We start from the raw sequence: 23,237 nt of genomic DNA on the forward strand, positions 1-23,237 counted from the left end.
TCCGTGGGTCGCTGGTGGGTGGCGCGGTTCAGAAGCGCACGACTTCCTGAAGGATCACCGTGGTATCGGGCAGGGCCCCGAAGCCGATCGCGGTGATGCGATAGACGTATTGCGTGGCGCCGGCCTTGAGGCTGCCGTCGCTGGTGTCGGCAATCGGCTCGATCAGGTAGCGCGGCTGCTGCGAGACGCCGCCCGCGGCGGGCGCCTGCGGCATGCGCTGCGCGGCGGACAGTCCCGTGATGGCGCCGAGCGCGACGGAGCGCGCCGGGTCCTGCAGGTAGAGGTCCCACACCGGGCGCTCGCCCACGGTGTCCTGCGGCAGGCAGAACCCCTGGAAGCCGACGGCGTCGCAGGTGGAGCTGGCACCGGTGCGGCCATGGAGCATGCGCACGGAGGTGATGTCCCGGCGCGCATCGCGCAGCGCGGCCTCGGCCGCCTGCAGTGCGATGTTGTGGTCGCGGGCGTTGCGCGCCATGCGCTCGCCCGAGACGCTTTGCAGGCTGGCCGACAGTCCGAGCAAGGTCAGTATCACCAGGAACAGCAGGACCACCACGAGCGAGATGCCGGCCTGGCGCTCGGTGCGCAGCGTACGGGAAGGCTTGATATGGGGCATGGGTCGGGCGGCCTTCGTGGCGCTAGTTCAGCCGGTTGCGCACGGCGATGTAGTAGGTGAACTGCCTGCGCAGCCGCCCGTCGGCGGGCGCCACCGTCACGCTGCCCGCGTCGTTGGCGGGCGCCACGTTGGCCGGCGCGTAGCCGGTGCCGAAGTGATTGATGGTCGCGTTCGCCGGATTGGGATGCGTGGTGCCGGTGCTCCGGATCACCACGGAGACCAGCAGGGCCCGTACGTTGGCCATGGTCGCCAGCTCTCGTCGCACATAGCGGTTGATGGCGAGGTCGCCATCCGTGTCCTCGCCCATCAGCACCTGGAAGGACTCGACGCCCGGGAACAGCGGCGTGCCGTTGCATTGCAGCCAGGGCTGGTTCAGCGCGTCGTTGCCGATGGCAAAGGTGTCGGTCTGCGCCGTGGCGTTGTCCACCACGTTGCCCGCGCAGTCCACGATGGTCCCGTCGGCCGCTCCGGCGCCGGCGCCCGGCGCCGAGAAACCGAAGTAGCGGAAGATCAGCGTGTCGCTGCTGTTGGCGCCGGCATCGTTGGTGGCATCGACCACCTCGGCGCCGGCGAAGTCGTTCAGCACCGTCACGTCGCGGAAGCCCGCCTGCCGGGCTTCCCGCTGCAGCAGTTGGCCGATGGAGCGGGCGTTCTCCTGGATCTCGTCCAGGTCGGACTGCGAGCGATAGGTCAGCCGCTGCGCGAGGTAGATGGAGGTCACGATCAGCAACAGCAGCATGCCGATGACCATGCCCACCATCAGCTCGACGATCGTAAAGCCGCGTCCCGTCCCGCTGCGGCGCGAGGCAGTCTGCCGGAAGGTGGCGGGGGAGGCGCGCTTCATGGCACCAGCGCGGTGACGAACCGCTGGGTCAGGGCCTCGTTGCCCTCGGCCCACCAGATCTTGATGACATAGGGGGCGCCGGCCACGTTGTCGCAGCCGGGGTCGCCGGCGGGCGCGCCGACCGGCGGGTCGCCGTCGTTGGGAGTCGAATCGATGCACACGGTGCCGGTGCCGGCTGGCAACGCGCGGGCGACGTCGTCCAGCCACGCACGGAAGCTGGTCGCGGCCATCTGCGCGACGGTGCAGCCGGCGGCCGTGAAGCAGGCCGCCGTGGTCTGCGCCACGGGCCGGTTGTAGGCGCCCTGCGTCACGGCCGGTTCGTTGCCGCGGATCTGGTCCGCGAGGTTGTATGCCAGCATGGTCGCCACGTTGCGCATCGACGCGATGCGGCTGTCGACCAGCGTCGCGGTCTGCAGCGCCACCAGCGCCAGGATGCCGATCGACAGGATCACCATGGTGACCAGCGATTCGATCAGCGAAAAGCCGCCGGGCCGGCGGCGGGGCGCGGCATGGCGCGGGGGAAGGGACGCGGGGCGGGCCATGGCGTCAGGCGCAGTCCGCGTTCCGCACGTTCGGGCGGCCGCTGGCACCGATGCCGACCGAACGTCCCGGCGCGGTCGAGCCAGCCTCGCACACCTGCCAGTTCGCCAGCGCATTGGCATTGCCGAACGAGCGATAGCGCAGGCTGCGGCCGTCGCCGGCCAGATTGGCGGCCACGACGGCGACCCGGTTGCCCAGCGCATCGCCGTTGCGAATGCGCTCTTCGGCCGCGCCGATCGCATTGTCGCCGTCGGTGTCGACGAAGATCACGCGGGGCAGCGTCCAGTCGTCGGCGCAGTTGACGTTGTCGGCGGTGGGGCAGACGGTCACCGTGCGGTTGCGCCGCGCGGCTTCGGAGCGCGCCACGGCGAAATCGCTGGTCAGCGCGGTGACGGCGGCATCGAGGCGGGAATTGCGCAGGAAGCCGCCGAAGTTGGGCACCGCCATGGCGGCGAAGATGGCCACGATGGTGATGGCCACCAGCAGTTCGATCAGCGTGAAGCCGGCGGGGAAGGCAGACGGGAAGGCGGCGTCGCCGCGCGCGCGGACGCTGGCGCCAGGCGCGGCAGGCAGGCCGCGGTGGCGCGGCGCGCAGGCGTATCGCCACGGCGAGCGGGCGCGCGCGAACGCGCCCCAGCCCGGCTGGCGGGTTGACCGACCCATGTACGACTCCCGTTCGAAAGTCTTGCTCTTGTTATCGTCCTGCCGCTCCAGCAAGTTCGCGCTCTACGGGCGATGATGACCTTGCTGACGATTTTGTTGATTTCGCAGGTAGCGCAGATTTAACAGCTTTTTGTATTTTGTGGCTACTACTTCGGTGGGGGGTATGGGCGGCGCGGCGGCCAAAGTGTTGCGCGGCGGGAACGCCCGTGCACGGGGGGGGAAGAATCAGCGCTTGGTGGCGCTGGCCGAGACTTCGGCCAGCACATCGGAGAATTCGGACACGTCCTCGAAGCTGCGATAGACGGACGCGAAGCGGATATACGCGATCTTGTCGAGCTTGCGCAGCTCGCGCATGACCATCTCGCCGACCTGGCTGCTCGGCAGTTCCTTCTGCCCCAGCGCCAGCAGCTTTTCCTCGATGCGCGCGATGGCTTCGTCGATGGCCTCGGCAGAGACCGGGCGCTTGCGCAGCGCCAGCCGCATGGAGTCCTTCAGCTTGGCGCGCGCGTAGTCCACGCGGCTGCCGTTCTTCTTGACGATGGCCGGAAAGAACAGCTCGATGCGTTCATAGGTGGTGAAACGGCGGTCGCAGGTCTCGCAGCGCCGGCGGCGGCGGACGGTGTCGCCTTCCTCGGACATGCGGGTGTCGAGGACCTGGGTGTTGGCGTGACCGCAGAAAGGGCATTTCATCTCCGACCACCTTTCCTGTTGTGCCGGGCCGCGCTATTCCTGTTGTCGTTCTCGGCAGCGCGCCGGGCGGGTTGGCGAGCCCCGTGCGCCGTGGGGCGAAGGCGCTCGCGGCTCGCGGGGTTGCCCGCCGCCCGCTGGCGCGGGCGGCGTTACTGCATCAGCCGTAGACCGGATAGCGCTTGGTCAGGGCCGCGACCTGCTCGCGCACGCTGGCGAGGGTGGCTTCGTCGTGCGGGTTCTCCAGCACGTCCGCGATCAGGTTGCCGACCTTGCGGGCGTCGTCTTCCTTGAAGCCGCGCGTGGTCATGGCCGGCGAACCCAGGCGGATGCCCGAGGTGACGAACGGCTTCTCGGGGTCGTTGGGGATCGCGTTCTTGTTGACGGTGATATGCGCGTCGCCGAGGATCTTCTCCGCTTCCTTGCCGGTGATCTTCTTGGCGCGCAGGTCCACCAGCATCACGTGGCTTTCGGTGCGGCCCGACACGATGCGCAGGCCGCGCGCGATCAGCGTCTCTGCCAGCGCCTGGGCGTTCTTGACGACCTGTTCCTGGTACTGCTTGAACTCGGGCGACAGCGCTTCCTTGAAAGCCACCGCCTTGCCGGCGATCACGTGCATCAGCGGGCCGCCCTGGATGCCGGGGAAGATGGCCGAGTTGATGGCCTTCTCGTGCTCGGCCTTCATCAGGATCACGCCGCCGCGCGGACCGCGCAGGCTCTTGTGCGTGGTGGTGGTGACGAAGTCGGCGTGCGGCACCGGGTTCGGGTACACGCCGGCGGCGATCAGGCCGGCGTAGTGGGCCATGTCCACCATGAAATAGGCGCCGATGGACTTGGCGACGCGGGCGATGCGCTCGAAGTCGATGCGCAGCGCGAAGGCGGAGGCGCCGGCGATGATCAGCTTGGGCTTCTTTTCCTGCGCCAGCGCTTCCAGCGCTTCGTAGTCGATGTCTTCCTGCGCGTTCAGGCCGTAGCTGACCACGTTGAACCACTTGCCGCTCATGTTCAGCGCCATGCCGTGCGTCAGGTGGCCGCCTTCGGCCAGGCTCATGCCCATGATGGTGTCGCCGGGCTTGAGCATGGCGAAGAACACGCCCTGGTTGGCCTGCGAGCCCGAGTTGGGCTGCACGTTGGCGGCTTCCGCGCCGAACAGCTGCTTGACGCGGTCGATGGCGAGCTGCTCGACGATGTCGACATACTCGCAGCCACCGTAGTAGCGCTTGCCGGGATAGCCTTCGGCGTACTTGTTGGTCAGCTGCGACCCTTGCGCGGCCATCACGGCCGGCGAGGTGTAGTTCTCGGAGGCGATCAGCTCGATATGGTCTTCCTGGCGCTGATTCTCTTTCTGGATGGCGGACCAGAGTTCCGGATCGATCTGGTCGATCGTATGGCGGCTGCGTTCGAACATGGCGGACTCGTCTGAATGAGGAAACTGGTATGTCGCGACGGTGTGTCAGCGAAGAATGTCGCGGAATACTGAGGGGTAGGGCGCGCGGGGAAGGCGTAATGCGACCGGTGTCGGTTGCGTCCGGAGACCCTGGGGGCCCGGTATGGCCGGCACAGGGCGCACCCTGCTTCCCATTCGCTGCCCAGGCGAGCGGCAGGCATTCGGGTCCGGACTTCGGGCCCTGCAGCCAGAGATCTTGCGCTTCCTCGTGGTAGTACCCACTGACTTCGCCAGTCGCGCAAGGTGGAATGGTTGGCGGCAGTTTACGCGAGGCCGCAGGCCGCCGCAAGCCGACCGGGCGGCCGCCGGCGGCGCGGCGAAAACAGCAAATTCGTGCGGGGTCTGTCAGAGAACGGCACGTTGCGCCGTCGGACAAGGGTTTACACCGGCCGCCGGCCGCCGTCCGTTACAATCGCGGCCATGACGCAATCCGTATGGCCTCTGCGGGTGTACTGGGAAGACACCGACGCAGGCGGCGTGGTGTTCTACGCCAACTACCTCAAATTCTTCGAGCGCGCCCGCACCGAGTGGCTGCGCTCGCTCGGCATCGAACAGCAGGCGCTCGCCGACCAGACCGGCGTGGTCTTTATCGTCAGCCGCACGGCCGTGGACTACAATGCGCCCGCCCGACTGGACGACCTGCTTGAGATCCGGACCCGGATTGAACGGGTCGGACCGGCCTCGGTCCAATTCGCCCAGGAAGCGTGGCGTGGGGAGCATAAGCTCGCTTCCGGCGCCATCCGGGTGGGGTGCGTCGACCGCAATACCTTTCGGCCGGCCCCCATCCCCGCCCCCGTCCTTGCCACTATCAAGACCGCTAGATGAATCCTGTGACCGTCACGCAAGACATGTCGATCATCACGCTGGTGCTGCACGCCAGCGTGCTAGCACAGGCCGTGATGGCCCTGCTGATCATCATGTCCCTGTTTTCCTGGACATATATCTTCCGCAAGCACCTGGCCCTGCGCGCCGCGCGCACCCAGACCGAGGGCTTCGAGCGTGACTTCTGGGCGGGCGGCGACCTGCAGGCCCTCTATCACAGCGCGGTCAACAACCGCCACAGCACCGGCGCGCTGGAGCGCATCTTCGAATCGGGGATGGGCGAATACCTGAAGGCCCGCGAGCGCAACAACGAACCGGCCGCGCTGCTCGACGCCGCGCGCCGCGCCATGCGCGCCGCCTACCAGCGCGAGATGGACGTGCTCGAATCGCATCTGCCGTTTCTCGCCTCGGTGGGCTCGGTCAGCCCGTACATCGGCCTGTTCGGCACGGTGTGGGGCATCATGAACGCCTTCCGCGGCCTGTCCAACGTACAGCAGGCGACGCTCGCGTCGGTGGCGCCCGGCATCGCCGAAGCGCTGGTGGCCACGGCCATCGGCCTGTTCGCCGCGATTCCCGCCGTGATCGCCTATAACCGCTATGCGACCGAGATCGATCGCCTGGCGATCCGCTTCGAGAGCTTCATGGAAGAGTTCCTGAACATCCTGCAGCGCCAGACGCGCTGAGCGCGGCCACACCGGCATCCGACAGCCCATCGCCCAGGTAAATCGAAGGAGAACCAGACCATGGCAGCCATTCAGCGACGCGGCGGCTCGCGCCGCCGCGCCAGCGCCGACATCAACGTCGTGCCGTATATCGACGTGATGCTGGTGCTGCTCGTCATCTTCATGGTCGCGGCGCCCATCGTCAGCCCGGCCGTGGTCGACCTGCCCAGCGTGGCCAACGCCACGCCGCAGCAGAAGGCGCCCCCGATCGTCGTCACCGTCCACGAGGACGGCAAGCTGACCGCGCGCGGCAAGGATCCGGCGGGCGGCTCGTTCGAGCGCACGCTCGACCAGCAGGGCCTGCTGGACTTCGTCCACCAGCGCCAGAACGAAAATCCCGACCAGCCCGTGGTGATCGCCGCCGCCCGCACGGTCAAGTACGAAGCCGTGCTCGACGTCATGTCGGTGCTCAAGGCCGATGGCGTGAACCGCGTCGGCCTGATGGTCAAGTCCAAGTAAGCATTCGTGAAGTTCCTGCCCCGATGAGCACCGCCGCTGCCGCATACCCGTATCAGCCCGTCAAGGAGCGCGGAACGCTGCGCTCCTTCCTGCTGGCGCTGGTCATGCACCTGCTGCTCGGCATCGTGCTGTATTACGGCGTGAGCTGGCAGAGCAGCACGCCGGTGGGCGCCGAGGCCGAGCTGTGGGAAGAGATTCCCGAGGCGACCGCGCCGCCGCCGCCCCGGCCGCAGCCGGAGCCGGTGGTGCGCCCGGACCCCACGCCGCCCGCGCCGGCGGTCAAGCCGAAGGTCGAGGAAGAGGCCGATATTGCGCTGGAGCAGCAGAAGAAGCGCCAGGCCGAGGCGCGCGAACGCGAGCGTCGCGAGCAGGAGCTGAAGGAACGGAAGGAGCGCGAGGAGCGCGAGGAAGCCCAGCGCCGCGAGCAGGCCCGCAAGGAAGAGGCGCGCAAGGAAGAAGCCCGCAAGGAAGACGCGCGCAAGAAGGCCGCGGCGGAGCAGCAGCGCAAGCAGGAGGCCGAGCGCGACCGCAAGGAAGCCGAGGCCAAGGCGGCCGCCGACGCGAAGGCGAAGGCCACGGCCGATGCCAAGGCCAAGGCCGCCGCGGACGCCAAGGAGAAGGCCGCCGCCCAGGCGAAGGCCAAGGCGGACGCCGAGGCCAAGGCCAAGCGCGACGCCGCCGCCAATGCGCAGCGCCAGAGCGAACTGGCGCGCCTGCAGGCGCTGGCCGCCGGCACCGGATCCGGCAGCGCCGCGGGCAGCGGCGCGGGCTCGGGCGGCCGCGCCTCGCCGGGCTATGCCGACCGGGTGCGCAAGCGCGTCAAGCCAAATATCGTCTTTACCGAGGACGTCCCCGGCAACCCGGCCGCGGTGGTGTCCGTGTCGCTCGCGCCGGACGGCTCGCTGCTGTCGGCCCGGCTGTCCAAGTCCAGCGGCAATTCGGCCTGGGACAACGCCGTGCTGCGCGCCGTGGAGCGTTCCGATCCGCTGCCGCGCGACGAGAACGGCAAGGCGCCGGCCAGCTTCACCATCACCTTCAAACCGAAGGACTGAGCTGGCCCATGATTTGCAACATTCTGCAACCAGCGTCCATCGGCCCGGAATCGTGCCGATACCATGACAGGTTGCCTGGCGCGGACGGCTGCGGCCGGCCGGGCCCCAAGAATCTTGATATCGACTGAGGAGCAGCATGCGAACGTTTTGGGCCTTCCTGCGGCAAACCGCCCGCCAACGCTTCCTTGTCCGCCAGGCCGGACGCCACGTCCTGACCGCCTGGCTGGCATTCGCCCTGGTGCTGACCGCCGGCGCGGCGCACGCGCAGCTGAACGTGGAAATCACGGGCGTGGGTTCGAGCCAGTTCCCGGTGGCCGTGGCCAATTTCCAGAATGAGGGCTCGGCCCCCACGAACATCACCGCCATCATCCGTAGCGACCTGCAGCGCAGCGGGCGCTTCCGCAACGTCGACGTGGCCGGCGCCACCGTGCCCGAAACGGCCAACGTGGACCTGGGCAGCTGGAAGTCGCGCGGCGCCGACGCCTTCGTGGCCGGCAGCGTGACGCCGAACGGCAAGGGCCAGTTCGATGTGCGCTTCCGCCTCTACGACACCGTCAAGGGCACCAGCCTGGGCGGCCTGGCCTTTACCGTCAGCGCGGCCCAACTGCGCGTGACCGGCCACAAGATCGCCGACTATATCTACGAGAAGCTCCTCGGCGAGCGCGGCGTGTTCGCGACCCGCCTGTCGTACGTGTCGCGCGTGGGCAACCGCTTCCAGCTGCTGATCTCGGACTCCGACGGCCAGAACGCCCAGGTGGCGCTCACCAGCAACGAGCCGATCATCTCGCCGCAGTGGTCGCCGGACGGCAGCAAGGTCGCCTACGTATCGTTCGAGGCCAAGAAGCCGGTGGTCTACGTGCACGACCTTGCCACGGGCAAGCGCACGCTGGTGTCGAACCAGAAGGGCAACAACAGCGCGCCGGCATGGTCGCCGGACGGCCAGCGCCTGGCCCTGGCGCTGTCGCGCGACGGCAATACCCAGATCTACCTGGTCAACGCGGACGGCTCCGGCCTGCGCCGGCTGACCCGCAGCAGCGCCATCGACACCGAGCCGCAGTTCTCGCCCGATGGCCGCAGCATCTACTTCACCTCGGACCGGGGCGGCGCGCCGCAGATCTACCGGATGCCGGCAGCCGGCGAGGAGTCGGGCGGGGCCCAGCGCGTGACCTTCAAGGGCAGCTACAACGTCAGCCCGCGCCTGTCTCCGGACGGCAAGCAACTGGCGTATATTTCGCGCGGCGGCGGCTTCAAGCTGCAGCTGATGGACCTGTCGACCGGCGACGTGACGTCGCTGACCGACACCGCCAACGACGAGGCGCCCAGCTTCGCCGCCAATGGCAAGTACATTCTTTACGCAACCCGCGTGGGAGGCCGCTCGGTACTGGCGGCGGTGTCCACCGACGGTCGCACCAAGCAGGTGTTGTCGCTCCAGTCCGGCGAGGTTCGCGAGCCGTCCTGGGGACCCTTTATGCAATAACAGAACCATAGCAACAGGAGAGTCTCGCCATGTCCCAAATGATGACCAAGTCCCTTGCCCTCGCCGCGCTGCTGGCGCTGGGTGCCTGCAGCTCCGGCGTGAAGCTGGACGACACCGCCGGCGCTGGCGCCGGTGCCGGTGGCGCCAAGACGACCGACCCGCGCGCCGTGGCGCCGGTGGACGTCTCGCGCGATCCGCTGAACGACCCGAACAGCCCGCTGGCCAAGCGCAGCGTGTATTTCGACTTCGACAGCTACATCGTGAAGTCGGACTATCAGGGCATGCTGTCGGAGCACGCCAAGTACCTCCAAGCCAACAAGGGCCGCCGCATCCTGATCCAGGGCAATACCGACGAGCGCGGCACCAGCGAATACAACCTGGCCCTGGGCCAGAAGCGCGCCGAAGCCGTGCGCCGCTCGCTGTCCTCGATGGGCGTGGCGGAAAGCCAGATGGAAGCCGTGAGTCTGGGCAAGGAAAAGCCCAAGGCAACCGGCCATGACGAAGCCTCGTGGGCGGAAAACCGCCGCGCCGACATCACGTACTAATCTGCCGACGGTCGATCCATGAAAGCACGCCTCCCTACCTTGTTGTGTCTTGCCGCCGTCTGCGGCGCGGTCCTGTCGCCCGTGTCGCAGGCACAGGCGGGCGTTTTCGACGATGAGGAGGCGCGGCGCGCCATCATCACGCTGCGCGAGCAGTTCAATGGCTTCCAGGCCACCGCGTCGCAGCGGATCGAGCAGGGCAGCCGCACCCAGCTGGACATGCAGAACCAGCTGGAGGGCCTGCGCCAGGAAGTGGCGCGGCTGCGCGGCCAGAACGAGGTGTTGCAGAACGAAGTCGCCACGCTGCAGCGGCAGCAGAAGGACTACTACGCGGACCTGGATGCGCGCCTGAAGAAATTCGAGCCGCAACAGGTCACGGTGGAAGGTCAGGAAGGGCTCGCCCAGCCCTCGGAGAAGCCGGACTACGACGCTGCTCTCAAGCAGTTCCAGGCCGGCGACTTCAAGGGCGCGGGCGGGGCCTTCCAGAACTTCATCCGCAAGTACCCGCAGAGTCCGTATCTGCCGCTGGCGCAATACTGGCTGGGCAATTCGCTGTATGCCCAGCGCGACTACAAGGGCTCCATCACCGTCCTGCAGAACATGGTCCAGGCCTATCCGACCCACGCCAAGGTGCCGGATGCCATGATCGCCATCGCCAACAACCAGCTGGAATCGAACCAGAAGGTGGCGGCGCGCAAGACGCTGGAGCAGGTGGTCGCGAAGTATCCCGGCACGGAAGGGGCGCAGGCGGCCAGCAACCGGCTCAAGACGCTGAAGTAAGCGTCCGCCCGCCGCCCGCCGCGTGCGGCGACGTCGTGAGGAAGGCCCGCGGAAGCGGGCCTTTTCCATTGGCGCGCCGAATTCCATTGCCGAGCCTTCGTTCGCCAGCCGCGTTAGAATGGCGGGTTGAACGCCGCCGGCACGCTTCGGCGCGCCCCATACCGGAGCCTGGCTCCACCCCCATCCCGATGAAACCTCGCGCCATCGTCCTGCTCTCCGGCGGTCTGGACTCCGCCACCGTCCTCGCCATGGCCAACGCCCAGGGCTTCGAGACCTATGCGCTGTCGATGCGCTACGGCCAGCGCCACTCGTCCGAGCTCGAGGCCGCCCGGCGCGTGGCCCAGGCGCTGGGCGCCCGCCGCCACGAGATCGTCGACCTCGACCTGCGCCGCTTCGGTGGCTCCGCGCTGACCGACGACACGCTGGAGGTGCCGACGGAAGGCGCCGACACCGGCATCCCGATCACCTATGTGCCGGCCCGCAACACCATCATGCTGTCGCTCGCGCTCGGCTGGGCCGAGGCCGTGGGCGGCCGCGACCTGTTCTTCGGCGCCAACGCGGTCGACTATTCCGGCTATCCCGATTGCCGCCCCGAATACGTGGCTGCCTACGAAGCGCTCGCCAACCTTGCCACCAAGGCGGGCGTCGAAGGCGAGCGTATCCGGGTGCATGCGCCGATCATCGACATGACCAAGGCGCAGATCATCCAGGCCGGCGTGAAGCTGGGCGTCGACTACGGCATGACGGTGTCGTGCTACCAGGCCGACGACGAAGGACGCGCCTGCGCCGTCTGCGATTCCTGCCGCATCCGCCGTGCCGGCTTCGAGGCCGCGGGCGTGCCCGACCCCACGCGCTACCAGCAACACCCCGAGAACGCTTCCCGCAACGCCTGACCGCCATGCCCGACATCGATGTTTCCGCCATCACGCGCACCGTTCTGGCCAGTACCTTCGTGCTCACCTTCCTGTTCGGGGCGGTGCTGCAACGCACGCACTTCTGCACCATGGGCGCGGTGTCCGATATCGTCAACATGGGCGACTGGAGCCGCATGCGCATGTGGGTGCTCGCCATCGGCATCGCGATGATGGGCACCGGCGTGCTCGCCTGGGCCGGCTTGATCGATCCGGTGCGCACCATCTATGCGGCAAGCAGGCTGACCTGGCTGTCGGCCTTGGTCGGCGGCGCGCTGTTCGGCTTCGGCATGGTGCTGGCGTCGGGCTGCGGCAGCAAGACGCTGGTGCGCATCGGCGCCGGCAACCTGAAGTCCGTGGTGGTGTTCGTTTTCCTGGGCCTGTCCGCCTACATGACGCTGCGCGGCCTGTTCGGGGTGGTGCGCGTCGGCACGGTGGACGCGGTGGCCGTGACCCTGCCCACCTCGCAGGACCTGCCGTCGCTGATCGCCAACGGCAGCGGCATCGCGCGCGGCACGCTGCAGCTGGGCCTGGGGCTTGCCGTGGGCGGCGCGCTGACGCTGTGGGCGCTGGCGGCCAAGGGCTTCCGCACGTTCGACAACCTGCTCGGCGGCATCGCCGTGGGCCTGATCATCGTGGCGATGTGGTACGTGTCCGGTCACCTGGGCTTCGTCGCCGAGGACCCGCAGACGCTGGAGGAAGTATTCGTCGCCACCAACAGCGGCCGCATGGAAAGCCTGAGCTTCGTCGCGCCGTACGCCTATACGCTGGACTGGCTGATGATGTTCAGCGACAAGAGCAAGGTGCTGACCATCGGCATCGTCAGCGTGATTGGCGTGATTGCCGGCGCCGCCGCGTATGCGCTGGCGAGCCGTACCTTCCGCTGGGAAGGCTTCGGCAACGCCGAGGATGTGGCCAACCACATGGTCGGCGGCATCCTGATGGGCGCGGGCGGTGTGACCGCGCTGGGCTGCACGGTGGGCCAGGGCCTGTCGGGCGTCTCCACGCTGGCGGTCGGATCCTTTATCGCGCTGGCCGGCATCCTCGCCGGCGCGGTCGCCGCGTTCCGCTACCAGATGTGGCGTCTGGACCGGATGGTGTGAGTGCCGCGGCCTGCACGGCAGGTTGACACTCCAAGAGGGGCCTGCCTATAATCGCGGCTTCAGTTTTTTTGGGTCGTTAGCTCAGTCGGTAGAGCAGCGGACTTTTAATCCGTTGGTCGCGTGTTCGAGTCACGCACGACCCACCAGTTTGTCGAAGGGCCCGTGGCGCAAGCCTCGGGCCCTTCTTGCATTTGCGGCGCGCCAACGCGGTGCCGGGCGCACGCGGCCAACGGTATCCCTGTGCTATGGTTACCCGCACCGCCCGCTTCCCACCGACGCCATGTCCGGCCCGACCGCGCCCATCGAATCCATCCTGCTGTCCACCGTGCGGATCGGCACCTTCGATCTGCAACGGCCGCTGACCACCGCCAGCGGCTTCTTCTTCGAGCGCGCGGACGGCGCGCTGTTTCTCGTCACCAATCGCCATGTCGTGCTGGACGAGGGCACCAATCATCGTCCCAACCGCATCGAGATCGAACTGCATACCGAAGCCGAAAACATGGCGCAGTCCACCACGTTTTCGATTCCGCTCTATCCCGACGGCATCAGCGCATGGCGGGAGGGCACCGATGGGGGCGGCAGCGTGGATATCGCGGTGCTGGAGCTCGATCGTGCGGCGTTGCCGGCCGGCATGATCTATCGCGCGTTTACCGCGGCGCATCTGGCCAGTGCCGCGGACCGCGTGGGCGTCGGCACGCCGCTGTTGATCGTCGGTTTTCCCCTCGGGTTCCATGACTTGCTGCATCACCTGCCGGTGGCGCGGCACGCGGTGATCGCTTCCTCGTTCGGCATGCGCTTCCAGGGGCAGGGTGTCTTCCTGACCGATGCGCGCACGCATCGCGGCACCAGCGGGGCACCGGTGGTAATGCGCAGCGAGGCGAACCAGGACAGTCGCGGTGGCCTGCCTTGGGTGCTGCTCGGCGTGCATTCCTCGCGCTGGGACGTCGGCACGCGGGACGCCGCGCAGGACGAGGCGCTGGGGCTGAATTCGGCCTGGTATGCGGACATGCTGCTGACCCTGACACAGCCCCGCGACCCCGCGGCCGGGCCGCCGCCGGGCGGCAAATAAAAGCTCCTACGCGAATGTGGTTTCGGGGTACAGTGAGGTTCGATCAAGCCTGGAGCCCCGTATGGACAACATGCCCACCGCCAGCTACAAGGGCTTCGATCTTTATCCACTGGTTTTCGCGCACCACGCCGCCCGGCAATGGCCGGATCGCCGGCCGGACCGCTCCTATGACGCCGCGGTGATCATCTGCCGCGAGGGAGGCGATCCCCGTGGCGCGCAGGCGCAGGTCTTCCGACTCGATGTGCCGGCCTGGGACAACGTCGGCGCGGCACGACGCAACGTGCTCAAGTTCGCCGAGGACATCATCAACGGCACGGTATCGGGTCAGTCCGTCTCATCGCTGTAACAGATCGTCTTCCCGAGCGCCCCGCGGCGGGCTCGGGTGTCGTACGCAGGTTCGATGCAACGGTCGCCGCGCCACACTGCCCTCGGGTGCACCCACCACGTGGCGGCAGTGATTACCAAGGGCTGCCCATGTTCGACCTGACCGCTTTTGTAAAGCCGTTGCTTGCCGAGTTGACCGGCCAGGACATTCGGGCATGGTCGTCCGGCCCTTGCAGCGTGCGGGCCAACTGGCAGATTCCCGATGGCGACAGCCGGGCCTGGGCGGCGCGGACGCTGGAAATCCAGTTTTCCGCCCATATCCTGCGGCACTGGTCGGCCTGCGACCGGTCGACGCTGTGCCAGCAGCAGCGCGCGCTGGACCGCGTGCTGCGCGGCCGCCTGGGCCTGCTGGGCGAGCGCAGCGGAGCAGACGGCGTGATCGTGCTCGTGGTGGACGATCTGTCGGTGGCTTGAGGCCGAAACGGAACATCAACGCGGGCTTGCGCCGTGGCCGGGGCGCGGGCCGGGACACGCAGTGGATACGTGCCGCGAAAACGTGCCGCGAAAACGAATAGCCAGTTGCCAACGGGAAGAACAACAGGATGACTCAGCGTTGTGTCGATTCGAGCTTTCTCTGCACCTTGCCCGGCGCGGGCAAGGGCATTGCGTACCATGTGACCGTCGGCTTCATCGACGCGGACCACCCGAGAACGGTGCGCTTCACCAGCTTCGTCGGCGATGGCCGCCGCTCCTTCAGCGTGCGGGCCAACGAGGCCGACCTGCCTTCGGTGGCGGCGATGGGCGTCGAACCGCTGTGCCGCGTCGCGATCGGCCAGGTCATCCGCGACAATCTCTACGCCAAGGCCACGCAGGGCGACTTCGAGCTCGATGTGCGGGCCGAGCTGTGGCAGGGTGAATTGCGGCCGGTCGGCGCCTCGTAAGCGGGTCGCCCGCGGGGGTGGATCCCCGCGGCGGCGGATTCAGGCGCCGCCGTCCGGCTTGTCGCGTGGCAGCGGAACGCGGGCCGGATGGTCCGCGGTCGCGCCGCCATTGCTCGGCTGCACCGCCGGCGCCGAGCCGCGCATCGATGCGGACAGGTCCCAGCTGGCAATGAACAGCGCGGCGATCAGCGGTCCGATCACGAAGCCGTTCAAGCCGAACAGCGCCATGCCGCCCAGCGTGGAGATCAGCACCACCCAGTCGGGCAGCTTGGTGTCCTTGCCGACGAGGATCGGGCGCAGCACGTTGTCCACCGCGCCGATCACCAGCGCGCCGAAGGCGATCACGGCGACGGCCTTCCATGTCACGCCGATCAGCAGGTAGTAGATCGCCACCGGCCCCCAGATGAGCCCCGCGCCCACCGCGGGCAGCAGGGACAGGAAGGCCATCACGAAACCCCACAGCACCGCGCCCTGGATGCCCAGCGCCCAGAACATCAGGCCGCCCAGCGCGCCCTGGACGATGGCCACCACGATATTGCCCTTCACGGTGGCGCGGATCACCGCGGTGAACTTGCGCAGCAGATGCTGCTTGTGTTCCTCGCTCAGCGGGATGGCCTGCCGGATATGGCGCGAGATGGTCGCGCCGTCGCGCAGCAGGAAGAACAGCAGGTACAGCATGATCGCGAAGCTGATCACGAACTGGGCGGTGTTCTGTCCGATGCTGAGCGCCTGGGTCGCGAGATACTGGCTCGCCTCGCCGGCCGCGCTGGCCAGTTTGCCCTGCACGGCAGCCATGTCGGCCAGGCCCAGCCGCGATAGCGCGGCGCTGATCGGAGCGGGCAGGGCACGCACGGCCTGCTCGAAATACGCGCCGAAGTGGATTTCGCCCGAACGGATCTGCTGGACGACGATGCTGCCTTCGTTGACCAGCGAACCGGTCACCACCGTCAGCGGCAGCACCACGATCAGCAGGCACAGCACCAGCGTGATCAGTGAGGCCGAGTTGGCCCGGCCGCGCAGCTGCCGCTTGATCCGGTTATTCAGGGGGGTGAAGAGGATGGCGAGGATCGTGCCCCAGAACACCGCGCCGAAAAATGGCCGCAGCACCCAGAAGAACGCGAGGGTGACCACCGCGAGGAGGATATAGAACGCCTTCTGGTACATAGGGATCCGTGTGTCATGCCGCCGCGGCGCGACCGGAGTGCCGCGAGGACCGGCAAGCCGGTCCCGTCCTTGATGGCGGCGGGGCGCTTATCGTACCAGCGGGTCGCGGAAACCGGTATCCGGCTGGACCGGCGCCACCGGCGTGGTGATGCGAGGATCGGGGCCGACGGTCGCCGCCGCGCTGCGCGGTACCGGCACGTCATGGCGGTCACGCTTCGCGGCGCGCCAGGTGCTGTAGAGCCAGTATCCGGCGCCGGCGGCGATGCCGACCTTCGACAGCTTCCACGACCAGCGCAGGACCGGCGTGCGGCGCAGCAGGGGCAAGGCCAGCGACAGGCCGGAGCTCAGCACCGGATAGCTCTTGGCAAGACCGAGCAGCTTGAACCAGGATTGCGGCCTGTCCATGCGGGGCGCCCACAGGAAGCGGGGCAGCCAGGTACCGAGGCGGGTGATGCGGCGCGCGCCGTCCTTGACGTCGTGCAGCGCCTGGGTGCAGTCGTAGCGTTCCAGCGCGGCACGCGTGATCAGCAATTCCTTGCGGACGTCGAGGGGGAGATGGGTCTCGCGCGTGAGGCGAACCGAACGGGGCAGGTCAGTGGCGGCGGTCGGCGGGGCGTTGAGGCTGGCGCTGGTATCGCGCGGGGTGTCGGTGGAATTCATTTGCGCAGGCTCTCCCGATCCTTCTCCAGCTCGGCCAGCGTAGCCTCGAACAGCGGCGTTGCGCTCTTCACGAGGTTGCGCGCGACCAGCAGACAGATGACGCCACCAACGATGTAGACCGCCGCGATGGCGACCAGCGCATGAAGCCGGTACGAATCCCAGAACACGATGATCAGCAGCAGTGTGAGCGTGATCAGCGCCAGACCGAACAGCAGCAGGCCGAACAGGCCGTACAGCGCGATCTTCATCAGGCGAACCCGCTCCTCGGCGAGTTCCACGGTGGCCAGTTCCAGGCGCGTCTGCACCATGGCCAGGATCGAGCCGCCGAGGTTGCGTAGCGACTCGAACAACTTGGGGGAGGTGGATTCGATCATGCGGTTCCGGCTCGTGAGATGGATGCTGTGAGGCTCTCCGGCGCACTACGGGCGGCGGGCCGGGACTTCGCAGAGGGTGGGAGCGCCCCCGGGCGCTCCCCATGCAGATCCGACTGGCGTCCGGCGGGGCAAAGCCCCCGGGATCGCCGTTCCTGGACGCATCGGCCGGTGCCGAAGGTCCAGGCGGTTGCCATTACTTGCGATTGAGCAGCAGGCCGATCAACAAGCCGGCGCCGGCCGCCACACCGACGGCGCGCCAGGGGTGGTCGTGCACATAGTCGTCCGTGGCGCGGGCTGCCGCCTTGCTCTTCGTGACGACCGCGTCCTGCAGGTCCTGCGCTTTTTCCTTGGCCTGTTTCAGCAGGCCCATGCCGCGCTCGCGCAATTCTGCTGCCTTTTCGCCGGTGGTCGAAGCGGCCTGCTTCAACAGTTCTTCGGCGTCGGTCAGGACGGTTTTGACATCGCTCATCAGTTTCTCCTGGTTGCGGGCGGTGGTTTCAGATTGTTCCATTTTGCCTTCCTCGCAGTCCGTACCACGTTTGAGTGCATTCCTGAGTAGGATATGCGGGGAGGCGCAAAGGTTTCAAGACGCGGAGTCCTACAAGGCTTGTAGGACATCGGCGCTGTCGCGCAAAAGCTGAAGCCCTGGCCTCGGCATCCGGCGACGCTCGAACGTGGGAATCTCGCAAGACAACCGGCCGGCGATGCAGGGCACGTCGGTGAAGGAAGGCTGCCGGCGAGCGGTCCTAATGACTTCGAGTGATTTTGTAGTGACTTTATAGTTGTTTGGGTTCCGTCGCAATCGGAATAGACTGGTTTCATTCAACCGAACAGGAGGCAAATCATGGCACTACGTCTGGGGGATATCGCGCCCGACTTCGAGCAGGATTCGAGCGAAGGCCGTATCCGTTTCCACGAATGGCTCGGCGACAGCTGGGGCGTCCTGTTTTCGCATCCGGCCGACTTCACGCCGGTCTGCACCACGGAGCTGGGGCTGACCGCGAAGCTCAAGGACGAGTTCGCCAAGCGCGGGGTCAAGGCCATCGCCTTGTCGGTCGACCCGGTCGAATCGCACAAGGAATGGATCAAGGACATCAACGAGACGCAGAACGCCACCGTCAATTTCCCGATCCTGGCCGACGGCGACCGCAAGGTGTCCCAACTCTACGACATGATCCATCCGAACGCCAACGAGACGCTGACAGTGCGTTCGCTGTTCGTCATCGATCCGAAGAAGAAGGTGCGCCTGATCATTACGTACCCCGCCAGCACGGGGCGCAATTTCAACGAGATCCTGCGCGTGATCGACTCCCTGCAACTGACCGACAACCACAGCGTGGCCACGCCGGGCAACTGGCAGCAGGGCGACGATGTGGTGATCGTGCCGTCGCTGAAGGACGAAGAGGTGATCAAGCAGAAGTTTCCGAAGGGCTACAAGGCCGTGCGGCCTTACTTGCGGATGACGCCCCAGCCCGACAAGTAAGCGGGCCGGCGTACCGGTGTTGTCAACGACGGGCTCGCCCGTCGTCTCCTTGGTAGTGTGTTTGGCCCGGCTTGCCGCCGGGCCTTTTTCATGGCGCGCTCAGAAGAAGGCCTGGATGCCGGTCTGGGCGCGGCCGAGGATCAGCGCGTGGATGTCGTGCGTGCCCTCGTAGGTGTTGACCACCTCCAGGTTCACCACGTGGCGGATCACGCCGAACTCGTCCGAGATGCCGTTGCCGCCGAGCATGTCGCGCGCGACGCGGGCGATGTCGAGCGACTTGCCGCACGAATTGCGCTTCATGATCGAGGTGATCTCGACCGCGGCGGTGCCTTCGTCCTTCATGCGGCCCAGGCGCAGGCAGCCTTGCAGGCCCAGCGTGATCTCGGTCTGCATGTCGGCCAGCTTCTTCTGGATCAGCTGGTTGGCGGCCAGCGGGCGGCCGAACTGCTTGCGGTCCAGCGTGTACTGGCGGGCCGCGTGCCAGCAGAACTCGGCCGCGCCGAGCGCGCCCCAGGCGATGCCGTAGCGCGCGGAGTTCAGGCAGGTGAACGGACCCTTCAGGCCGGACACGCCCGGCATCAGGTTTTCCTCCGGCACGAACACCTGGTCCATCACGATCTCGCCGGTGACGGAGGTGCGCAGGCCCACCTTGCCGTGGATGGCCGGGGCGGTCAGGCCCTTCCAGCCTTTCTCCAGGATGAAGCCGCGGATGGCTTCCTTGCCGTCCTCGCCCATCAGCTTGGCCCACACCACGAAGACGTCGGCGATCGGCGAATTGGTGATCCACATCTTGGCGCCGGACAGCTCGTAGCCGCCGTCGACCTTCTTCGCGCGGGTGACCATCGAGCCCGGGTCGGAGCCATGGTTCGGCTCGGTCAGGCCGAAGCAGCCGATCCATTCGCCGGTGGCCAGCTTGGGCAGGTACTTTTCCTTCTGCGCGTCGCTGCCGAACTCGTAGATCGGCACCATCACCAGCGACGACTGGACGCTCATCATCGAGCGATAGCCGGAATCGACGCGCTCGACCTCGCGCGCGATCAGTCCGTAGGCCACGTAGTTCAGGCCGGGGCCGCCGTACTGCTCGGGAATGGTCGGCCCGAGCAGGCCCAGTTCGCCCATTTCGCGGAAGATCGATGCATCGGTCGTCTCGTGGCGGAACGACTCGAGCACGCGGGGCATCAGCTTGTCCTGGCAGTACGCCGCGGCGGCGTCGCGCACCATGCGTTCGTCGGCGGTGAGCTGCTGATCGAGCAACAGCGGGTCGGCCCAGTGGAATTCGGCGTTGGCAGCCATGGAGGTCTCCTTCGGTAGAGCGTGAGCGGCGAGGCGGGACGAGGCGTCGGCCATGGTCCGTCCCGATATTCTGGGGAGGCGCGGCGGGGCGCGCTTTCCGGCATCTGGATAGTTCCGCATTGCGGAACCTTGTTCCGATGGGCTAGTATAGCGCAAAGCCTTCGTCCGGCAACAGGGGGAACCCTGCATCGCCGGGGCGAAGCGGACATCCCACCAGCCGCCCAGGAGCGCAAACTTGCCGACCCCGAACACCACCGCCGCGGCCCCGGCGGACGCGCCGGAACGCGCGGCGCGCGACAGCGATCCGAACTTCGTCACCGCGCTCGCGCGGGGGCTGGAACTGCTGCGCTGCTTCCGCACCGGGGAGGCCATGCTCGGCAACCAGGACTTCGTGCGCCGCACGGGATTTCCCAAGGCGACCGTCAGCCGGCTGGCCGGCACGCTGGTGCAACTGGGCTATCTGCGCTACGACGAGAGCCTCGGCAAATACGCGCTCGACGCGGGCGTGCTGGCGCTGGGCTTCGCCTACCTGTCGGCCTCGGATGTCGTCACGCTGGCGCGGCCGCATATGCTCGCCTTCGCGCAGGCCTACGGGGTCTCGGTGTCGCTGGGCAAGCGCGAGCGCATGGAGGTGATCTATCTGGAGTCGATCCGCAACGATGCCGGCGTGATGCTGGGCCTGGGGGTGGGCTCGCGGCTGTCGCTGGTATCGAGTTCGATGGGGCGGGCCTACCTCGCAGCGCTCCCGACGGCCCGGCGCGAGCGCATGTACGCGGAGTTCGCGCAAGCCTATCCGGAGCAATGGAAGGCCCAGGAGGAAGCCGCGCGCGCGGCCGTGGCCGAAGCGGCGGAACGCGGCTATGCCGGTTCGTTCCGCGACTGGCATCCGGCCATTCACGCGTGCGCGGTGGCGTTCCGGCCGGTGGGCGAGAAGGAGGTGCACATGCTCAGTTGCAGCACCTCGTACGGGACGCTGGAGGAGTCGGTCTTCCACGACAAGCTGGCGCCCGCGCTGCGGGCGCTGGCGGCGCGGCTGTCCGACCCGGGCGCAAGGTAGCCGGCCCCGGGTGGCCGGCCGAGCCTACAGGTCCGTGCGCAGCTTCCACAGCTCCGGGAACAGCACCACGTCCAGCATCCTGCGCAGATAGCTGACGCCCTCGGTGCCGCCGGTGCCGCGCTTGAAGCCGATCACGCGCTCGACCGTGGTGACATGGCGGAAGCGCCATTGGCGGAAGGCATCCTCCAGGTCCACGAGTTTTTCGCCCAGCTCGTACAGCTCCCAGTGCGCCCGCGGATCGCGATAGACCTGGAGCCACGCCGCCTCGACGCTGGCGTTGTAGCCGGCCGGCTGGCTCCAGTCGCGCTCGACGCAGGCGGCATCGACGGCAAAGCCGCGGCGCGCCATCAGGCGGATCGACTCGTCGTACAGCGACGGCGTGGCGAGCGCCTGCTGCACCAGCGCCAGATGCTCGGGGCGGTGGGAATGCGGGCGCAGCATGGCGGCGTTCTTGTTGCCGAGGATGAATTCGATCTCGCGGTACTGGTAGGACTGGAAGCCCGACGACATGCCGAGGTAGGGCCGCATCGCCGAATACTCGGGCGGCGTCATCGTGGCCAGTACGTTCCACGCCTGCACCAGCTGGTCCATGATGCGCGACACCCGCGTGAGCATCTTGAACGCGGGCGGCAACTGGTCCTGCTTCACGCTCTCGCGCGCGGCGCGCAGCTCGTGCAGCATCAGCTTCATCCACAGCTCGGTGGTCTGGTGCTGGACGATGAAAAGCATCTCGTTGTGGTCCGGCGACAGCGGATGCTGGGCGTCGAGGATCTCATCCAGGTGCAGGTAGTCGCCATAGCTCATGTCGCGGGCGAAATCCATCTGCGCGCCATGCCAGTCCTGTGCCTTGCGTGCGCCGGACATGGGACAGCCCTGGGCGGCGTCATCCGGCCCGGCGATATCGTTGCCCATCTTCGTGGCGTCATTGCGGTTCATCGCCGTCTCCTCAGGTCACCGCGCCGCGCGTCTGGAAGCGCGCGGCCTCGTGGCTGCCGCTGTCGAGCACATCGCGCAGGACTTCCACCGCGTCCCACACCTCGGCGAAGCTGGTGTACAGCGGCGTGAAGCCGAAGCGGATGATGCCCGGCTCGCGATAGTCGCCGATCACGCCGCGCTCGATCAACGCCTGCATCACCGCATACCCTTGCGGGTGCGTGAAGCTGACCTGGCTGCCGCGGCGCGCGTGTTCGCGCGGCGTGACCAGCGCGAGCGGATGATGGCCGCAGCGGGCCTCCACCAGCGCGATGAACGCATCGGTCAGTTGCAGCGACTTGGCGCGCAGGGCCTGCATATCGGTGTGCGCGAACACATCCAGCCCGCACTCGACCATCGCCAGCGAGGTGATCGGCTGCGTGCCGCACAGATAGCGCGCGATGCCGTTCTGCGGCCGGTATTGCGGCTCCATCGCGAACGGCGCGGCGTGGCCCCACCAGCCCGACAGCGGCTGCCAGAACGCGTCGCGCAGCGCGGGCGCGACCCACAGGAAGGCCGGCGAGCCGGGGCCGCCGTTCAGGTATTTATAGGTACAGCCGACCGCATAGTCGGCGCCGGCAGCGTTCAGCGCCACGGGCACCGCGCCGGCCGAGTGGGCCAGGTCCCAGACCGCGAGCGCGCCGCGCGCATGCGCCAGTTCGGAGTACGAGGCCATGTCCAGCATCTCGCCGGTCTTGTAGTTGACGTGCGTCAGCATCAGCACGGCGGTGTCCTCGCGCACCGCGGCGTCGATCTCCGTGGGCGCGTCCACCAGGCGCACCGTGTAGCCCTGCTGCAGCAGATCGGCCAGGCCCTGGGCGATATACAGGTCGGTCGGGAAATTGCTGGCCTCCGAGACGATGACCTTGCGGCGCGGGTCGCGCGCGGCCTGCACGCGCAGCGCGGCGGCCAGCACCTTGAACAGGTTGATCGAGGTGGTATCGGTGACCACGACCTCGTCGGTGCCCGCGCCGATCAGCGGCGCCAGCCGGTTGCCGAGCCGGCGCGGCAGCTCGAACCAGCCCGCGGTATTCCAGCTGCGGATCAGCCCGGTGCCCCATTCTTCCTGCACCACGGCGGCCGCGCGTGCCGCGGCCGCGCGGGGGCGGGCGCCCAGCGAGTTGCCATCGAGATAGATCACGCCGTCGGGCAGCGCGAAATGCGCGCGCAGTTCGCGCAGCGGGTCCTGGTGGTCGAGCGATACGTAGTGCTCGCGGGTGGAGTCGGTCATGAGCGGA

Annotated in this window: 28 protein-coding genes, 1 tRNA gene and 1 riboswitch; of the genes, 16 read left to right on the forward strand and 13 right to left on the reverse strand. The window is 67.6% G+C overall.

Annotation, left to right across the window (positions count from 1 at the left end):
- Positions 1 to 28: 28 nt before the first annotated feature.
- The 6 genes from LDO27_RS17160 to glyA all read right to left on the reverse strand — a co-directional run bounded on the left by LDO27_RS17160 (position 29) and on the right by glyA (position 4,755).
- The gene (locus tag LDO27_RS17160; protein ID WP_224042968.1) at positions 29 to 613 is read right to left on the reverse strand and encodes a pilus assembly PilX family protein; all 585 of its coding nucleotides are present in this window, start codon (positions 611 to 613) and stop codon (positions 29 to 31) included.
- 22 nt (positions 614 to 635) lie between these two features.
- Positions 636 to 1,457, reverse strand: coding sequence for a PilW family protein (locus LDO27_RS17165; protein WP_224042970.1), 822 nt, complete (start codon positions 1,455 to 1,457; stop codon positions 636 to 638).
- Positions 1,454 to 1,999, reverse strand: a complete 546-nt coding sequence (gene pilV / locus LDO27_RS17170; protein ID WP_224042971.1) for a type IV pilus modification protein PilV — start codon at positions 1,997 to 1,999, stop codon at positions 1,454 to 1,456. Before pilV ends, LDO27_RS17165 begins: the two co-directional genes overlap by 4 nt.
- 4 nt (positions 2,000 to 2,003) lie before the next feature.
- Positions 2,004 to 2,660 (reverse strand): GspH/FimT family pseudopilin, encoded by a 657-nt coding sequence (locus LDO27_RS17175; RefSeq protein ID WP_224042973.1) that lies wholly within the window; start codon positions 2,658 to 2,660, stop codon positions 2,004 to 2,006.
- 225 nt (positions 2,661 to 2,885) lie between these two features.
- Positions 2,886 to 3,350, reverse strand: coding sequence for a transcriptional regulator NrdR (gene nrdR, locus LDO27_RS17180; protein WP_222207813.1), 465 nt, complete (start codon positions 3,348 to 3,350; stop codon positions 2,886 to 2,888).
- 157 nt (positions 3,351 to 3,507) lie between these two features.
- The gene (gene glyA, locus LDO27_RS17185; protein WP_222207811.1) at positions 3,508 to 4,755 is read right to left on the reverse strand and encodes a serine hydroxymethyltransferase; all 1,248 of its coding nucleotides are present in this window, start codon (positions 4,753 to 4,755) and stop codon (positions 3,508 to 3,510) included.
- A 172-nt stretch (positions 4,756 to 4,927) separates the two neighbouring features.
- Positions 4,928 to 5,042: riboswitch (ZMP/ZTP riboswitch) on the reverse strand.
- Between the two features lie 172 nt (positions 5,043 to 5,214).
- On the opposite strand from glyA, the gene ybgC reads away from it, so the two are divergent.
- The 14 genes from ybgC (at position 5,215) to LDO27_RS17255 (ending at position 14,996) form a co-directional block, all read left to right on the forward strand.
- Entirely contained in the window at positions 5,215 to 5,619 is a 405-nt protein-coding gene (ybgC, locus tag LDO27_RS17190) for a tol-pal system-associated acyl-CoA thioesterase (protein ID WP_222207809.1), read from the forward strand.
- Positions 5,616 to 6,299: a protein TolQ gene (gene tolQ, locus LDO27_RS17195; RefSeq protein WP_222207807.1), complete on the forward strand. Its 684-nt coding sequence runs from the start codon at positions 5,616 to 5,618 to the stop codon at positions 6,297 to 6,299. Before ybgC ends, tolQ begins: the two co-directional genes overlap by 4 nt.
- A 60-nt stretch (positions 6,300 to 6,359) precedes the next feature.
- Complete coding sequence (gene tolR / locus LDO27_RS17200; RefSeq protein ID WP_222207805.1) at positions 6,360 to 6,797, forward strand: protein TolR; 438 nt, start codon at positions 6,360 to 6,362, stop codon at positions 6,795 to 6,797.
- 23 nt (positions 6,798 to 6,820) lie between these two features.
- Entirely contained in the window at positions 6,821 to 7,849 is a 1,029-nt protein-coding gene (gene tolA / locus LDO27_RS17205) for a cell envelope integrity protein TolA (RefSeq protein WP_224042974.1), read from the forward strand.
- A 136-nt stretch (positions 7,850 to 7,985) separates the two neighbouring features.
- Positions 7,986 to 9,326, forward strand: a complete 1,341-nt coding sequence (tolB, locus tag LDO27_RS17210; protein ID WP_224042976.1) for a Tol-Pal system beta propeller repeat protein TolB — start codon at positions 7,986 to 7,988, stop codon at positions 9,324 to 9,326.
- A 29-nt stretch (positions 9,327 to 9,355) separates the two neighbouring features.
- Positions 9,356 to 9,871 (forward strand): peptidoglycan-associated lipoprotein Pal, encoded by a 516-nt coding sequence (pal, locus tag LDO27_RS17215; protein WP_224042978.1) that lies wholly within the window; start codon positions 9,356 to 9,358, stop codon positions 9,869 to 9,871.
- 18 nt (positions 9,872 to 9,889) lie between these two features.
- A complete protein-coding gene (ybgF, locus tag LDO27_RS17220) occupies positions 9,890 to 10,648 on the forward strand; it encodes a tol-pal system protein YbgF (protein WP_222207799.1) in 759 nt (252 codons plus the stop codon).
- 188 nt (positions 10,649 to 10,836) lie between these two features.
- Positions 10,837 to 11,541 (forward strand): 7-cyano-7-deazaguanine synthase QueC, encoded by a 705-nt coding sequence (gene queC / locus LDO27_RS17225; RefSeq protein ID WP_224042980.1) that lies wholly within the window; start codon positions 10,837 to 10,839, stop codon positions 11,539 to 11,541.
- A 5-nt stretch (positions 11,542 to 11,546) separates the two neighbouring features.
- Positions 11,547 to 12,662, forward strand: coding sequence for a YeeE/YedE family protein (locus LDO27_RS17230; RefSeq protein ID WP_224042981.1), 1,116 nt, complete (start codon positions 11,547 to 11,549; stop codon positions 12,660 to 12,662).
- 70 nt (positions 12,663 to 12,732) lie between these two features.
- Positions 12,733 to 12,808: transfer RNA gene (locus LDO27_RS17235), tRNA-Lys, on the forward strand.
- Between the two features lie 134 nt (positions 12,809 to 12,942).
- On the forward strand, positions 12,943 to 13,731 hold the full coding sequence (locus LDO27_RS17240) for a S1 family peptidase (protein ID WP_224042982.1): 789 nt from the start codon (positions 12,943 to 12,945) through the stop codon (positions 13,729 to 13,731).
- 61 nt (positions 13,732 to 13,792) lie between these two features.
- Positions 13,793 to 14,077: a hypothetical protein gene (locus LDO27_RS17245; RefSeq protein ID WP_222207791.1), complete on the forward strand. Its 285-nt coding sequence runs from the start codon at positions 13,793 to 13,795 to the stop codon at positions 14,075 to 14,077.
- Positions 14,078 to 14,205: 128 nt separating this feature from the next.
- Complete coding sequence (locus tag LDO27_RS17250) at positions 14,206 to 14,529, forward strand: hypothetical protein (RefSeq protein WP_224042983.1); 324 nt, start codon at positions 14,206 to 14,208, stop codon at positions 14,527 to 14,529.
- 128 nt (positions 14,530 to 14,657) lie between these two features.
- Positions 14,658 to 14,996 carry a hypothetical protein gene (locus LDO27_RS17255; RefSeq protein ID WP_222207787.1) on the forward strand — a complete coding sequence of 113 codons (339 nt, stop codon included), beginning with the start codon at positions 14,658 to 14,660 and terminating at the stop codon, positions 14,994 to 14,996.
- 39 nt (positions 14,997 to 15,035) lie between these two features.
- On the opposite strand, the gene LDO27_RS17260 is transcribed toward LDO27_RS17255, so the two are convergent.
- The 4 genes from LDO27_RS17260 to LDO27_RS17275 form a co-directional block, all read right to left on the reverse strand.
- Positions 15,036 to 16,160, reverse strand: coding sequence for an AI-2E family transporter (locus LDO27_RS17260; RefSeq protein ID WP_224042984.1), 1,125 nt, complete (start codon positions 16,158 to 16,160; stop codon positions 15,036 to 15,038).
- An 87-nt stretch (positions 16,161 to 16,247) separates the two neighbouring features.
- Positions 16,248 to 16,820, reverse strand: a complete 573-nt coding sequence (locus LDO27_RS17265) for a DUF3318 domain-containing protein (RefSeq protein WP_222207783.1) — start codon at positions 16,818 to 16,820, stop codon at positions 16,248 to 16,250.
- Positions 16,817 to 17,194 (reverse strand): phage holin family protein, encoded by a 378-nt coding sequence (locus LDO27_RS17270; RefSeq protein ID WP_222207781.1) that lies wholly within the window; start codon positions 17,192 to 17,194, stop codon positions 16,817 to 16,819. Before LDO27_RS17270 ends, LDO27_RS17265 begins: the two co-directional genes overlap by 4 nt.
- A 193-nt stretch (positions 17,195 to 17,387) precedes the next feature.
- The gene (locus LDO27_RS17275; protein ID WP_322790821.1) at positions 17,388 to 17,705 is read right to left on the reverse strand and encodes a DUF883 family protein; all 318 of its coding nucleotides are present in this window, start codon (positions 17,703 to 17,705) and stop codon (positions 17,388 to 17,390) included.
- Positions 17,706 to 18,038: 333 nt separating this feature from the next.
- Here LDO27_RS17275 and LDO27_RS17280 point away from each other — a divergent pair, with 333 nt between their 5' ends.
- Positions 18,039 to 18,677: a peroxiredoxin gene (locus LDO27_RS17280; protein ID WP_224042985.1), complete on the forward strand. Its 639-nt coding sequence runs from the start codon at positions 18,039 to 18,041 to the stop codon at positions 18,675 to 18,677.
- Between the two features lie 99 nt (positions 18,678 to 18,776).
- On the opposite strand, the gene LDO27_RS17285 is transcribed toward LDO27_RS17280, so the two are convergent.
- Positions 18,777 to 19,970: an acyl-CoA dehydrogenase gene (locus tag LDO27_RS17285; protein WP_222207778.1), complete on the reverse strand. Its 1,194-nt coding sequence runs from the start codon at positions 19,968 to 19,970 to the stop codon at positions 18,777 to 18,779.
- Positions 19,971 to 20,205: 235 nt separating this feature from the next.
- Here LDO27_RS17285 and LDO27_RS17290 point away from each other — a divergent pair, with 235 nt between their 5' ends.
- Positions 20,206 to 21,027, forward strand: a complete 822-nt coding sequence (locus LDO27_RS17290; RefSeq protein WP_222207776.1) for an IclR family transcriptional regulator — start codon at positions 20,206 to 20,208, stop codon at positions 21,025 to 21,027.
- Between the two features lie 24 nt (positions 21,028 to 21,051).
- Here the strand turns inward: LDO27_RS17290 and kynA are convergent, their stop codons facing one another.
- Positions 21,052 to 21,891, reverse strand: coding sequence for a tryptophan 2,3-dioxygenase (gene kynA / locus LDO27_RS17295; protein ID WP_224043154.1), 840 nt, complete (start codon positions 21,889 to 21,891; stop codon positions 21,052 to 21,054).
- An 82-nt stretch (positions 21,892 to 21,973) separates the two neighbouring features.
- A complete protein-coding gene (kynU, locus tag LDO27_RS17300) occupies positions 21,974 to 23,230 on the reverse strand; it encodes a kynureninase (RefSeq protein WP_224042986.1) in 1,257 nt (418 codons plus the stop codon).
- Positions 23,231 to 23,237 lie beyond the last annotated feature (7 nt).

The organism is Cupriavidus respiraculi (genome assembly GCF_914271545.1).
Classification (GTDB): Bacteria; Pseudomonadota; Gammaproteobacteria; order Burkholderiales; family Burkholderiaceae; genus Cupriavidus; species Cupriavidus respiraculi.

Bases quoted from the DNA above. Each gene is read 5' to 3' on its own strand.
- LDO27_RS17160 (WP_224042968.1), bottom strand. From the start codon at position 613: ATGCCCCATATCAAGCCTTCCCGTACGCTGCGCACCGAGCGCCAGGCC.
- LDO27_RS17165 (WP_224042970.1), bottom strand. From the start codon at position 1,457: ATGAAGCGCGCCTCCCCCGCCACCTTCCGGCAGACTGCCTCGCGCCGC.
- pilV (WP_224042971.1), bottom strand. From the start codon at position 1,999: ATGGCCCGCCCCGCGTCCCTTCCCCCGCGCCATGCCGCGCCCCGCCGC.
- LDO27_RS17175 (WP_224042973.1), bottom strand. From the start codon at position 2,660: ATGGGTCGGTCAACCCGCCAGCCGGGCTGGGGCGCGTTCGCGCGCGCC.
- nrdR (WP_222207813.1), bottom strand. From the start codon at position 3,350: ATGAAATGCCCTTTCTGCGGTCACGCCAACACCCAGGTCCTCGACACC.
- glyA (WP_222207811.1), bottom strand. From the start codon at position 4,755: ATGTTCGAACGCAGCCGCCATACGATCGACCAGATCGATCCGGAACTC.
- ybgC (WP_222207809.1), top strand. From the start codon at position 5,215: ATGACGCAATCCGTATGGCCTCTGCGGGTGTACTGGGAAGACACCGAC.
- tolQ (WP_222207807.1), top strand. From the start codon at position 5,616: ATGAATCCTGTGACCGTCACGCAAGACATGTCGATCATCACGCTGGTG.
- tolR (WP_222207805.1), top strand. From the start codon at position 6,360: ATGGCAGCCATTCAGCGACGCGGCGGCTCGCGCCGCCGCGCCAGCGCC.
- tolA (WP_224042974.1), top strand. From the start codon at position 6,821: ATGAGCACCGCCGCTGCCGCATACCCGTATCAGCCCGTCAAGGAGCGC.
- tolB (WP_224042976.1), top strand. From the start codon at position 7,986: ATGCGAACGTTTTGGGCCTTCCTGCGGCAAACCGCCCGCCAACGCTTC.
- pal (WP_224042978.1), top strand. From the start codon at position 9,356: ATGTCCCAAATGATGACCAAGTCCCTTGCCCTCGCCGCGCTGCTGGCG.
- ybgF (WP_222207799.1), top strand. From the start codon at position 9,890: ATGAAAGCACGCCTCCCTACCTTGTTGTGTCTTGCCGCCGTCTGCGGC.
- queC (WP_224042980.1), top strand. From the start codon at position 10,837: ATGAAACCTCGCGCCATCGTCCTGCTCTCCGGCGGTCTGGACTCCGCC.
- LDO27_RS17230 (WP_224042981.1), top strand. From the start codon at position 11,547: ATGCCCGACATCGATGTTTCCGCCATCACGCGCACCGTTCTGGCCAGT.
- LDO27_RS17240 (WP_224042982.1), top strand. From the start codon at position 12,943: ATGTCCGGCCCGACCGCGCCCATCGAATCCATCCTGCTGTCCACCGTG.
- LDO27_RS17245 (WP_222207791.1), top strand. From the start codon at position 13,793: ATGGACAACATGCCCACCGCCAGCTACAAGGGCTTCGATCTTTATCCA.
- LDO27_RS17250 (WP_224042983.1), top strand. From the start codon at position 14,206: ATGTTCGACCTGACCGCTTTTGTAAAGCCGTTGCTTGCCGAGTTGACC.
- LDO27_RS17255 (WP_222207787.1), top strand. From the start codon at position 14,658: ATGACTCAGCGTTGTGTCGATTCGAGCTTTCTCTGCACCTTGCCCGGC.
- LDO27_RS17260 (WP_224042984.1), bottom strand. From the start codon at position 16,160: ATGTACCAGAAGGCGTTCTATATCCTCCTCGCGGTGGTCACCCTCGCG.
- LDO27_RS17265 (WP_222207783.1), bottom strand. From the start codon at position 16,820: ATGAATTCCACCGACACCCCGCGCGATACCAGCGCCAGCCTCAACGCC.
- LDO27_RS17270 (WP_222207781.1), bottom strand. From the start codon at position 17,194: ATGATCGAATCCACCTCCCCCAAGTTGTTCGAGTCGCTACGCAACCTC.
- LDO27_RS17275 (WP_322790821.1), bottom strand. From the start codon at position 17,705: ATGGAACAATCTGAAACCACCGCCCGCAACCAGGAGAAACTGATGAGC.
- LDO27_RS17280 (WP_224042985.1), top strand. From the start codon at position 18,039: ATGGCACTACGTCTGGGGGATATCGCGCCCGACTTCGAGCAGGATTCG.
- LDO27_RS17285 (WP_222207778.1), bottom strand. From the start codon at position 19,970: ATGGCTGCCAACGCCGAATTCCACTGGGCCGACCCGCTGTTGCTCGAT.
- kynA (WP_224043154.1), bottom strand. From the start codon at position 21,891: ATGTCCGGCGCACGCAAGGCACAGGACTGGCATGGCGCGCAGATGGAT.
- kynU (WP_224042986.1), bottom strand. From the start codon at position 23,230: ATGACCGACTCCACCCGCGAGCACTACGTATCGCTCGACCACCAGGAC.